Annotated in this window: 8 protein-coding genes; 1 reads left to right on the top strand and 7 read right to left on the bottom strand. The window is 59.1% G+C overall.

Translation table 11 applies throughout. The features are described from left to right. Positions 1-116 precede the first annotated feature (116 nt). From NCG91_RS11025 to puuE, 7 genes are all read right to left on the bottom strand, one after another. The gene (locus NCG91_RS11025) at positions 117-2,540 is read right to left on the bottom strand and encodes a TonB-dependent receptor (RefSeq protein ID WP_099665385.1); all 2,424 of its coding nucleotides are present in this window, start codon (positions 2,538-2,540) and stop codon (positions 117-119) included. A gap of 531 nt (positions 2,541-3,071) precedes the next feature. Beyond that, on the bottom strand, positions 3,072-4,559 hold the full coding sequence (locus tag NCG91_RS11020; RefSeq protein ID WP_251349728.1) for an adenosine deaminase family protein: 1,488 nt from the start codon (positions 4,557-4,559) through the stop codon (positions 3,072-3,074). A 43-nt stretch (positions 4,560-4,602) separates the two neighbouring features. Further along, a complete protein-coding gene (gene guaD, locus NCG91_RS11015; RefSeq protein WP_251349727.1) occupies positions 4,603-5,919 on the bottom strand; it encodes a guanine deaminase in 1,317 nt (438 codons plus the stop codon). Between the two features lie 9 nt (positions 5,920-5,928). Next, on the bottom strand, positions 5,929-6,996 hold the full coding sequence (gene xdhC / locus NCG91_RS11010; protein ID WP_251349726.1) for a xanthine dehydrogenase accessory protein XdhC: 1,068 nt from the start codon (positions 6,994-6,996) through the stop codon (positions 5,929-5,931). Positions 6,997-7,005: 9 nt separating this feature from the next. Continuing rightward, positions 7,006-9,351 (bottom strand): xanthine dehydrogenase molybdopterin binding subunit, encoded by a 2,346-nt coding sequence (gene xdhB, locus NCG91_RS11005; protein ID WP_251349725.1) that lies wholly within the window; start codon positions 9,349-9,351, stop codon positions 7,006-7,008. Positions 9,352-9,361: 10 nt separating this feature from the next. Then, positions 9,362-10,828, bottom strand: a complete 1,467-nt coding sequence (gene xdhA / locus NCG91_RS11000) for a xanthine dehydrogenase small subunit (protein WP_251349724.1) — start codon at positions 10,826-10,828, stop codon at positions 9,362-9,364. Between the two features lie 99 nt (positions 10,829-10,927). Beyond that, positions 10,928-11,881 carry an allantoinase PuuE gene (gene puuE / locus NCG91_RS10995; RefSeq protein WP_251349723.1) on the bottom strand — a complete coding sequence of 318 codons (954 nt, stop codon included), beginning with the start codon at positions 11,879-11,881 and terminating at the stop codon, positions 10,928-10,930. 121 nt (positions 11,882-12,002) lie between these two features. On the opposite strand from puuE, the gene uraH reads away from it, so the two are divergent. Beyond that, positions 12,003-12,356 carry a hydroxyisourate hydrolase gene (uraH, locus tag NCG91_RS10990; RefSeq protein ID WP_070303439.1) on the top strand — a complete coding sequence of 118 codons (354 nt, stop codon included), beginning with the start codon at positions 12,003-12,005 and terminating at the stop codon, positions 12,354-12,356. Positions 12,357-12,424 lie beyond the last annotated feature (68 nt).

Here is a 12,424-nt window from a genome sequence, read left to right as displayed (position 1 = left end):
TGAAAGATCCTTACCCATAAAAAAAACAGGCCCGAAGGCCTGTACTCTTGCTATCTCAGCCTGGTTGATACAACTCGACGCCGCCCTAACGGGCAGCGCGGAGTTGACAGCCATGCTTAGAAGTCGACGCGCAAGGTGACCGACGCGAAGCGCGGTGCACCCATGTAGTAGGTTGGTGCGCGACCTGCGAACGTACCGGCAGCCGTAACGATATCATTGGCGCCAATACCCGTACCGGAACTTGGGTTGCGGTACTCGCGGTTCAACAAATTCGATACGTTCAGGGTCAGCTTAGGATTCTTGAACATGCCGAAAGTTGGCAACTGATATGCCGCATCCAGGTCAACCAGGGTGTACGCTGGCACTTCCTCGTCGTTCACCAGCGTAGCGTATTGCGAGGCGGTGTAACGGGCTTTTACGCGAACATACCAGGCGTTGGTTTCATAAGAGGCGCTCAAGCCGGCTTTCAGCTTAGGCGACAGGGAGAAATTCTTGCCAGCGGTTGGTGCATAACCAACAATGGTTTTGCCATTGACGGTTTTGGCGACCACGGCCAGATCATCTTCCATCTTGGTCTTCAGGTAGCCGAGCGAACCATAAACCGACCAGCCGTTGATCGGCGTGTTGCCGACTTCCAGCTCAATACCTTTGTTACGCACTTTGCCTACGTTGGTCGTCAGGCTGGTCAGTGTGTTTGGATCGATTGCGGTTGCCTGGCGATCTTTGAAGTCCGTGTAGAAAGCGGTCAGCGAGGTCGAAATATCCTTGGTTTGATGACGGTAGCCAACGTCCAGGCTCCACGACACTTCAGGCTTGACGTCCTTGACGATGGTGGCAACACCATTCGTCACAGTCACGTACGGCGGATTGTTCGGTGCCAGCACGAAGTTGTTCGGCGCACGCATGTTCTTCGCCAGGCTGGCAAAGATCTGGTCGTCGTTGGTAACACGGTAACGCGCGCCCAATTGTGGCAACACGTCCGAGTACGTCTTCGACACGTTGTACGTGGTTTGCGAATTGCTGCCTTCGCTGGCGTTATTGGTGAAATCACGCTTGATGTATGGAGCGCGCACACCGATGTTAAGGTTCAGTTTGTTGTCCATCAAAGTGATGGTATCTTGCAGGAACGCTTGGTAAGCCGTGCTGATCGTCTCCCAATCGCGGTTTTGATACAAGGTGCCGTCCGGACGGGTAATCAGGTTGTTGCGCAGCCAGATATCCGGTGCGGAGCCATCTGCATTGACCAGTTGGCCAGGTGCCGTTTGACGGTGATTCGCACGCTCGTACCAGATGCCACCCAGAATCTGGTGATCGCCCACGTTATACGTGATCGAAGTCGTGACGCCAGGACGATGAGTACGGGTCAGACTGCCGCGATAGATCGATACGGTGTCGAGGCTGTCGCCGTCGCCGTTCACATCCTTGCTGGCGGCGATCTTGCCGGTGACAGGATTGAGGAAGCCGCCGGCTTCTTTCAGCGTATTTTGCTGCACGCCGCCGGTGCCGAAACCATACCAGTAGTAAGGCACGACTTTCAGATCCAGATCTTCGGCCAGACGGAATTTACCGATCGCCGACGCGATGACGTTCTCGAATGGGTTCAAGGCCAGCTTGTAGTAAGCGGCTGGCTGGCCGGTGCCTGCCTGTGGACCGGAAGCGCTTGCCTTGCCTGGGCTGAGTGCAGCCTGGCCAGCATAAGTGGAGCTGTAATCAGCGTCGTAACCTTCGGTGGCCAGCTCTTTCAGCGTAAGCGAGCGGAAGTTGTTATTAATCGCGCGGTTATAACCGATAGAAGCGTGAATGTAATTGAAACGGTTCCAGTCGTAATTGAAGCCAACGTCAACGTGCGTACGATCGGCTTTGCCCTTGCCTTTCCATTTATCCGCTTGCGCATTCGACACCGACATGAATGCCTTCGCTTTGTCATTGGCAAAACGGCCGGTATCGACACGCACATACGACTTTGCCAGATTCAACTGGCCCAGGGTTTGCATGACGCGTACACGGAATTTATCTTCTGGATCGCAGGTAGTAATACCAAAGTTACCGCCAGTTGCACCCACTTGTGGAGAATCAACGTCGGTCGAGCCTTGGGTCACAAATTGCGAGCAGGTGTTTTCCTGGTCTACATATTCTTGTGGAAATACAGCGAAGTTACCGGAGTCATTCACTGGCACGCCATTCACCGTCGCGCCGATCTGATCGCTGTTGAAACCGCGCATGGCCAAGCCGCCACCAAACAGACCAGTCGCATCGTAGCCGTAGGTGTTCACCGATGGCAACAGAGTCAGGGCATCGTATGCATTGCCGGTTGGACGCTGTTTTGCCAACTCCTCGGCCGTCACGGTACTGCGTGCCTTTGGCGCATCTTCCTGCACCATCAAGCCCATACCAACTTTTTTCCCGGTAACGGTCACCGTCGATGGCGATACCGTGCCTTCAGCACTTTGCGCATGCGCAGTGGAGATGCCGAAGCAAGCCAGCTGGCATGCCACTGCGATCATACTTAGTCGCAATTTTGGTTGTTGAATGAACTGCATTTGAACCCCCTAGAGTGTGTTGTAACTTACAAGATTTTGACTTGCTTATATTGTGGTGAAACACGGAAACTATCCAACTAGACACGGCAGTATAAAGATCGAATATTTCAAATCCGTTACACGGATATGACCGCAATGTGACAGGAGCCGCTAGACATCCTGAATTGTCACAAAAGCGATATCAAAAATGACTTATTCAATTCTTCGCCGTCCAACTATGCATTAAGGTCTGTAGGCTGACAAATACGTTTTTTTTTAATGATTTATATATAAAAAATATAAATCACCGCTGGAAGCCGCATTTTTTGTATCAACCGAGCAAGCTCACCTCATCGGGGCGAAATTATAGATGAGCGGCAAGACTTGGAAATTGTTTCAGAAAATAATTGCAAGAAAGCACTACCAGCGCGTCATTTTGTGTCGTAAAGGCACAACAAAAAGGCTAAAAAGAGGGTTTTGTAACTATGAAGAAGCGGAGGTTACGCGACCGCTAGTTGCGGTCGCGTGGCAGGCAGGAGAGGTGAAATACTTTTATGGTTTTACAACAGTTGCTTTACGATCACTATTTGCGATCAAGGCTTCGAAACGGGTGAAACGGGCATCGAGTGCTTTCAGCAAACGTTGCTTGTCCGCTTCCGCCAGGAACGAGTACCGCAGGCTGTTATACGACAGCTTTTTGACTTCCGCATAATCGGTCTTGTACTGGCTGGCAAACAGCACGTATTCATTCGACAGGGTATTGCGGGAGACGCCCGCGTCATCGGTGGAGATGACGAAGGGCACGCCATATTTGCGGTACAGGGTGATCGGATGGGCCTGGCCCTTGATGCCGAGAATGTAATCGTTGCTGGTCAGGTTCACTTCCACGGGAATGCCCCGTTCGCGCATCTTTTGCATGGTCGCCAGCGCATTGTTTTCGTACGCGATATCCATGCCGTGACCGATACGGTCGGCGCCTGCCACGTCGACGGCTTCGGCGATATGGAACGTCATGCCTTCCGGCGGCACCATGCCCAGCGCCAGCTCGCCGGCGTGCAGTGCGATCTTGACGTTTGGATACTTTGCCTTGAGGAACTTGAACATTTCCATGTGCAGGCTGTAATCGCGCATCGACACGTTCACGCTTTCCTGGCCCACGATGTTCACGCCCACCAGCAGCGGATTCAGGCTCGCTGCCTTGAACGCGGCCACCATGGACGAGAACACTTGCGATGGCGACAGGAAACGCAGCACATATGCCTGGTAGCGCATGGTGAAGTTCGCATCGTCGATACCGGCGCTGCTGGCGTTGACGTTGTCGTTGTAGGCAGTGATGCTTTTCTGGAAGCTGGCATCCTGCTCCAGGCTGCCTGTCCAGTTGGCCAGCACGGCTTGCAATGCTGCCGGCTGCAAGCCCGGCGCCAGCACCTGCTGGTCGAACTGCGCGTTCTGCACGAATGGCGACAGTTCAAAAATCGTCTCGATGTAGCTGAGGTTTTCCGCGATGGCGCGCTGCTTCAGGGTTTTCAGGCCATCGGCCGTGTTCGTGGATGCCACGGGGCCGAAATAGCCAAAGGTATCGAAGAAGGTACGGTCCGGCGGCGTCTGGATGGCGCCGTGATTATAGAAATCCTTGGTCGACCAGCGCTGCAGCAATTCCGCATACAGGCCCGCATCGGCAAACACTTCCGTGGACGACAGGCATCCACGCTGCGCGGCCGGCTTGGCGCGCTCGGCCGCCACGACGTCCTTGTTGCTTTCGATGCGGTAGGTCGTCTTGTTGACGCAATAGTTTTCCTTGTCGACCCAGTCGAGGAATTGCTCGGCGTAAATGGCGCCCGAGTAATGGTGATGCAAGTCACCGCCCTTGGGCATCATGGAAAAGAACAGGCTCAACTCGGCCGTCTTCGGCTGCGCACCGGCAACCAGCGCGGCAAAATGGCGCGCGGTAGCCGCTTCATTGGAAGACGGGGCGGCCTGCGCCGTGCCGGTCAAGGCCAGCGCGGCGCCAAGCGCCAGGCCAGTGAGTTTCTTGTGCATTCGCGTTCTCGCTCAGGATAATTCGTGTTGAACAACGGGTAGGTCAGCCCTGCCCCCGCACATGCACGCATCGGCCGCCTGAATAGGTGGCGGCCACGGCACGGTCGTCGCCCAGCAGCGCAAAGACAAACAGCAATTCCTCCAGGCTTTGACAGCCGGCCGTGCGGCGCTCGAGCAGCGGCGTCGATTGCTTGTCGAGCACAATAAAATCCGCTTCCGTGCCTGCCGCGAAATTGCCCAGGGTGCCTTCCAGTTGCATGGCCCGTGCAGCGCCCAGGGTCGCCAGATAAAACATGCGCAAGGCGGGCAGATAGCTGCCTTTCAAGCGTGCTACTTTATAGGCTTCGTTCATTGTTTGCAACATCGAGAACGAGGTGCCTCCGCCCACGTCAGTTGCCAGCGACAACAGCACCCGCGCCGCATCGGCCCGCTCGAAATCGAACAGGCCGCTGCCCAAAAACAGGTTTGATGTAGGACAAATAGCGGCCGCCGACGACGTCTCCGCCATGCGCGCGCGGTCGCGCTCGTCGAGCCAGATGCAGTGCCCGAACATGGCGCGCGGACGCAGCATGCCGTACTGGTCATACACATCGAGGTAGCTGCGCGCCTGCGGATGCAGTTCGCGCACCCAGCGGCATTCATCCGCGTTTTCCGACACGTGCGTCTGCAAATACGTATCCGGATAGGCGCGCGCCAGCTCGCCCGCCAGGTGCATCTGCTCATTGGTGGACGTCGGCACGAAACGGGGCGTGATCGCGTACAGCGAACGGCCGTGCTTGTGCCAGCGCTGGATCAGCTCTTCGCTTTCGCGCGCGCCCGACTCGGCCGTGTCGCGCAGGAACTCGGGGCAATTGCGGTCCATCATGACCTTGCCCGCCACCATGCGCAAGCCGCGCGCCTCGCTGGCGCCAAAGAAGGCATCGACCGATTGCGGATGCACGCTGCCATACACCATGGCCGTCGTGGTGCCGCAGCGCAGCAGTTCATCGAGGAAAAACTCGGCCACATCGCGCGCATGTTGAGGATTCTCAAACGCGCGCTCGGTGGGGAAAGTATACGTTTCCAGCCACGGCAGCAAACCGGGAGCGGGCGAGGCGATCATTTCCGTCTGCGGGAAGTGCAGATGGGTATCGATGAAACCCGGCACGATCAGCTTGCCGCGGTAATCGACGGTCTCGGTGCCGGGCGGCAAAGTCGCTTGCAACTGCGCATAATCGCCGGCGGCCACGACCTTGCCATCGGCCACGATCAGCAAGCCATCCGCATGCCAGGCGTGCGCCTCCTCGCTGAAGGCGGGATCGGCGTGGAAGTGCAGCAAGCTGGCACGGTAAGCTTGCAATGTAGCAGGAACAATCGGCATGACTTCTTTCTATAACGGGTGAAAGGCGGCGCGTTTCTCGCGTCGCGGTGGCGCGCTGGCAGAGGCCAGCCGCAGCGGTGCGGCCAGGGCGGCCGCGGCCGCTTCCTCCCACACCATGAGTAGTTGACAGGCAACGGACGCGGCGATCACGGCCGGCGCCTTGTTGCGAATACCGGGCATGCCGATCGGACATACCATGGCGGCAATGCGCGCGTCGGGCACGCCGCGCGCCTGCAGGCGGTGCTCGAACTGCTTGCGTTTCGTGTGCGAACCGATCAAGCCGAACCAGCCCGCATCCTCGCGCTCCATGATGGCTTGCGTCAAGCGCTGATCGAGCGCATGGCTATGCGTCATGACGAGAAAACTGCCGCCCGGCGGCGCCATGGCGACAAATTCCTCGGGCATATCGGTGGCGGCGATGCGCACATTATCCGGTAGTTGCGCAGGAAACATGTCTTCGCGTTCATCGACCCAGGTGATATTGCAGGGCAAGTGGGCCAGCGCGCGCACGATGGCGGCACCCACATGGCCGGCGCCAAACAGGGTCAAATGGGCGCGCGGCGCCAGGCAGGGATCGACCAGCCAGCGCCGACCGTTCCCATCCTGGGCGACATGGGTACTGCGTTCGCGCGAAAACGTGTCGGGCGCCTGTGCGCCTGTGCCGGCGATCAGGCGACCGGCAGCATCGAACAGCGCCGACGCGGTTTCACCGTCGAGCGCCGTCAAACGCCAGCTGTCTTGCTGGCGGCGTTCGCGCAAGGCGGCCAGCAATTCGTTCAGGCTGGCATCGACATATTCGAATGCCAGATGGACGACGCCGCCGCAGCATTGTCCCAGGCTGGGGCCCAGCGCAAAACGCTCGAGCCGCGCATGGGTCTCGCCCGTGGCCAGCATGGTCTTGGCGATTTCCACGGCGCGCAATTCCAGGTGGCCGCCACCGATGGTGTCCACTTGGCCATCGAGGGTCACGCGCATCTTCGCGCCCGCCTCGCGCGGTCCGGAACCTTCCACCAGGGCAACCGTCACCAGCACGGATGCCTGCGTGTCGTTCTCCATCGCTGTCAGCCAGTCGCTCATGCTGTACTCCTAGGCGCCGGCATGCGCCGCTTGCACGGCCATGACCGCCTTGAGGATTTCCTCGCTGGTGGCGGGGGCGTTGAGCGGTGGCTGCACGGCGTGATGGCCCACGCTGGAAATGGCGTCGCGGATGGCGAAGAACACGGAAAACGGCAACAGCAGCGGCGGCTCGCCCACGGCCTTGGAACGGTGGATGCTGTCTTCCACATTGCGATTCTGAAACAGTTTCACACGGAAATCTTCCGGACAATCGGAAATGCCAGGAATTTTGTACGTCGATGGCGCGTGCGTCATCAGCTTACCCGCCGCATTCCACCACAGCTGCTCCGTCGTCAGCCAACCCATGCCCTGGATAAATGCCCCCTCCACTTGACCCAGATCAATCGCGGGATTCAATGACTGACCCGCATCGTACAAGGCGTCCGCACGCAGCAATTTCCATTCGCCTGTCAGGGTGTCGACCACCACTTCCGCCACAGCCGCACCATACGCGTAATACGAAAACGGATGGCCCGTCATCGTCTTCGCATCCCACGACAAGCCGGGCGTGGCATAGAAACCGTCCGACCACAGTTGTACGCGGGCCAGGTAAGCCTTCTGCACCAGTTCGGCAAACGCGACGACATGGCCATGCACGTGAATATGGTTATCGAAGAAGCGCACAGCAGCAACGTCGCCGCCGTACAGTTTGACCGCGTAATCGGCCAGGCGTTCACGGATCTGGCGCGCCGCATCCTGCGCCGCCTTGCCGTTCAGGTCGGCGCCGGTGGACGCCGCCGTGGCCGACGTGTTCGCCACCTTGCTGGTATCGGTGGCCGTGGCCCGCACGCGGTCCAGGTCCAGGCCCAACTCGTGCGCCACCACCTGCATGACCTTGGTATTGATGCCCTGGCCCATTTCCGTGCCGCCATGGTTGACCAGCACGGAGCCATCCACGTACACGTGCACGAGGGCGCCGGCCTGGTTCAGATGCGTGACGTTGAAGGCGATGCCGAATTTCAATGGCGTGAAGGCCAGGCCCTTCTTCAGGACCGGGCTGGCCTCGTTGTAGGCATCGATGGCGCGGCGGCGCGCGCGGTAATCGCTGCTCTCTTCCAGTTCGGCAACGAGTTCATGGATCACGTTGTCGACGATCTTCTGGCCATATGGCGTGATGTTGCGTCCCTCGGCATCGTTGCGGCCATAGAAATTGAGCAGGCGGATATCGAGCGCATCGCGTTGCAAGTGGCGGGCGATTTCATCGATGACGTACTCGATGGCAATGGCGCCCTGCGGCCCGCCAAAGCCCCGGAATGCCGTGTTCGACTGGGTATTCGTCTTGCCGCAGGTGGCGCGGATGTCCACGTCGGACAGGTAATATGTGTTGTCTAAGTGACAGACGGCGCGCGTGGCGACGGGGCCGGACAAGTCGGCCGAATAGCCGGCGCGCGTGGTCATGTCGACCTTGGCGGCAAGGATGCGGCCTTCGTCGTCGTAGCCCACTTCGTACTCATAGTAAAAACAGTGGCGCTTGCCCGTCACCAGCATGTCGTCGTCGCGGTCGGCGCGCAATTTCACGGGACGCTTCAGTTTGGCCGCCGCAATCGATGACGCCGCTGCCCACAGGGCCGACTGCGATTCCTTGCCACCGAAACCGCCACCCATGCGCCGGCACTCGACCGTGATGTTGTGCGAATGCACGCCCAGCGCATGCGCCACCACGTGCTGCATCTCGCTCGGATGCTGGGTCGAACACAGCACCAGCATGCCTTGCGCTTCCTTCGGGATGGCGTAGGAAATCTGTCCTTCCAGATAAAACTGTTCCTGGCCGCCCACATACAGCTGGCCCTTGACCACATGCGGCGCGCCTTCGAACGCGGCCTGGTAGTTGCCGCGCGTCAGCTGCATCGGCGGCAGCACATACGATTGCGCGGCCTTGGCCGCTTGCGGCGTCATGATCGCGGGCAATTCCTCATATGACACTTGCGCCAGACGGGCGGCGCGGCGCGCATGGTCATGCGTATCGGCCACGACGATGAAGATGGGCTGCCCCACGTATTGCACCAGATCAAAAGCCAGGATGGGATCATCGTGGATAATGGGACCGCAATCATTCGTGCCGGGAATGTCCTGCGCCGTATAGACGGCGACGACACCGCCAGCGGCGCGCACGGCCGACAAATCCATGGCCGTAATGCGCGCGTGCGGCTTTTGCGACAGCCCCAGCGCCGCATGCAAGGTACCCTGCAGTTCGGCGATGTCGTCCGTGTACGTGGCTTGTCCCAGCACATGCAATTGCGCCGATTCATGCGGGCTGGGCTTGCCCACGGCGGCCCAGGCGGCCGCTTGCAGTTCGGGCGTGGCAGGATGGTTCATGCTGGTCCTTTCAGGCGCGGCAAGCGTAGGCGTTGACGGCCGTGCGCAACAAGGGCGCAGCGGGACGTGTTTCCAGCCAGAAGCGGCGCAGCAGGTTTTGCGCCGTCGTCATGCGGTAGGTAGTCGACGCGCGCATGTCGGACAGGGGCGCGTAATCGTCGGCCAGCAAGCGCATGGCGATGACCAGGTTGTCTTCCGTCCACGCCTGTCCACGCAAAAATGCTTCCGTTTGCGCGGCGCGCTGCGGCGTGGCCGCCATGCCGCCAAAGGCGATGCGCGCATCGACGATGCATTCGCCATCGAGCTGGAACGCGAAGGCGGCGCACACGGCCGAAATATCCTGGTCGAAGCGCTTGGCCAGTTTATACGTACGAAATTGCACGTCGGCACGTGGCAAGGGCACGCGCACGGCTTCGACGAATTCGCCTGGCTGCAAATCTTTCTTTTGGTACCCCAGATAGAAGTTTTCCAGCGGCATGATGCGCTGGCCGGCAGGGCCGCGCAGCACGATGTCGCTGCCCAGCGCAATCAGCCACGGCATCGAGTCGCCGATGGGAGAACCATTGGCCACATTGCCGCCCAGGGTACCGGCGTTACGAATCGGCAAGGAAGCAAAGCGCTGCCACAGTTCCGACAATTCCTCCGGGTAATGCTGGCACAGCGCCCCGTAAGCATCGTTCAGGCTGGCGCCGGCGCCGATGTGCAGCTTGCCGTCAACGAGGGCAATCGTCTTCAGCGCGGTCACGTTGCCCAGATAAATGATGTCGCCCAGGTCGCGCAATTGCTTGGTCACCCACAAGCCCACGTCCGTGGAACCGGCCAGCAGGCAGGCTTGCGGCTTTTCCGCGCGCAACGCCACCAGTTCATTGATGCTGCGCGGCGCGTGGAAGTGCTGGCCGCCATGTTCATACGTATGCAGGCTGCCGCGCTGCAGCGCCTGCAATTGCCCCCTCAAGGCATCGCGATCGAACGTGACGTGCGGTAATTCCCCCATGCGCCTGGCGGCATCGATGATGGGCCGGTAACCGGTGCAGCGGCATAGATTGCCCGACAGGGTGTCGTCGATTTCGCAGCGCGTGGGCGTCTCGCCGTCTTTTTTCAGATACATGCCCCACAAGGACATGACAAAACCGGGCGTGCAAAAACCGCACTGGGATCCGTGGCACTCGACCATCGCCTGCTGCACCGGGTGCAGGGCGCCGTCGGGCTGCTGCAAGTCTTCCACGGAAAACAGGGCCTTGCCATCGAGGGTGGGCGTGAGCTGGATGCAGGCGTTGACGGCCTTCATCTCGACCTGGCCATCGACCAAGCTGCCGATGACGACGGTGCAGGCGCCGCAATCGCCTTCGGCGCAGCCTTCCTTGGTGCCCGTGCAATGCAAATCCTCGCGCAGGTGCTGCAACACAGTCTGCGTAGGGGCGGCGTTGCGTACTTCCTGTACGGCACCACGGTAATAAAAGCGGATCGGTTCTGACATGCTGGCCTCGGTATAGTCCCAGTATAGGAGATTAACACCGGCATATGGGACAACTATATGCAAAGACTGATTTTACTTATCATCCAATATCAATACCCATCAAGCAGCATAGGGATGCGTCGCATGCCAGTGCTCAGCGATATCGATGCGGCGCGTGATCCACACCTGCTCATGGCCCTGTACATAGTCGAGGAAGCGCGCCAGCGCCGCGGCCCGTCCCGGACGTCCCACCAGGCGGCAATGCAAGCCCACCGACAACATCTTCGGCTGATTCAAGCCGTTCGGATCGCCTTCCGCATACAGCACATCGAAGGCATCCTTCAGATAATCGAAAAATTGCGTGCCCGAATTAAAGCCTTGCATGGCGGCAAAGCGCATGTCGTTCGTGTCCAGGGTGTAAGGCACGATCAGCTGCGGCTGCACGGCCGGCATGCCGGCGGCATCCGTGTACGCCACTTTCTCCCAGAATGGCAGATCGTCGCCGTAATAATCGGCGTCGTAGCGGAAACCACCATGCTCGACCACCAGTTTGCGCGTATTGGGCGAATCGCGCCCCGTGTACCAGCCTTGCGGGGCGGAACCCGTCAATTCGCGAATGATCTGCACGGCTTCGCGCATGTGTTCGCGCTCCGTCGCTTCATCCATGTTTTGGTAGGAAATCCAGCGCAAGCCATGACAGGCGATTTCATGCCCCAGTTGCTGGAACGCGGCCACCGCCTCCGGATTGCGTTTCAAGGCCATCGATACACCAAATACGGTCAGCGGCAGGCGCCGGTCCTCGAACATGCGCAGCAAGCGCCACAGTCCGGCACGCGAGCCGTATTCGTAGATCGACTCCATGCTCAGGTGGCGCGCGGGAAAAGCGGCCGCACCGATCATTTCCGATAAAAAGGTTTCCGAGGCAGGATCGCCATGCAGCACGCTGTTCTCCGCCCCTTCCTCGTAATTGAGGACGAATTGCAGGGCGATGCGGGCCTTGCCCGGCCATTGCGGATGCGGGGGCGTGCGGCCATAGCCGATCAAGTCGCGTGGATAATCTTCGTAATTGTTCATGCGGAGGCGCGCCTATAGGAGGACAATGTTGGCTATATGCCCAATCATATAGCCAGGCGCAGTCACCGGTATATGATTTGCACGATAAGCACATTCACTCACCCTATATACAGGATAGCAAATGGGAAAACTCAGCACGCATGTACTCGATATCGCCCACGGCAGGCCGGGAGCCGGCGTCAAGGTGGCCCTGTTTTCAGTTGCGCCGGAAGGAAAAGTGCTATTGAAGATGGATATGACCAATAGCGATGGCCGCTGCAGCACGCCATTACTGGAAGGCGAGAGCATGAAAGCGGGTCAATATGAACTGGTGTTCAACGCAGGCGACTATTTCGCCGCCCAGGGAGTGGAACTGCCTTCGCCCCGTTTCATCGATCTGGTCACCCTGGCCTTCGGCATTGCGCATACGGACGAGAACTACCACGTGCCGCTGGTAGTGTCGCCGTGGTCGTATTCGACCTATCGCGGAAGTTAAGCGACGTTACATGACAAAGGCAGCGCGCAGCGCTGCTTTTTTTACGCCTGTCTGCTGACAAAACCGCT

The sequence above is a fragment of the Janthinobacterium kumbetense genome (assembly GCF_023703445.1).
GTDB classification, from domain to species: domain Bacteria; phylum Pseudomonadota; class Gammaproteobacteria; order Burkholderiales; family Burkholderiaceae_D; genus Janthinobacterium; species Janthinobacterium kumbetense.
The sequence above is the reverse complement of the archived record's forward strand: the minus strand, read 5'-3'. Positions and strand labels throughout refer to the sequence as shown.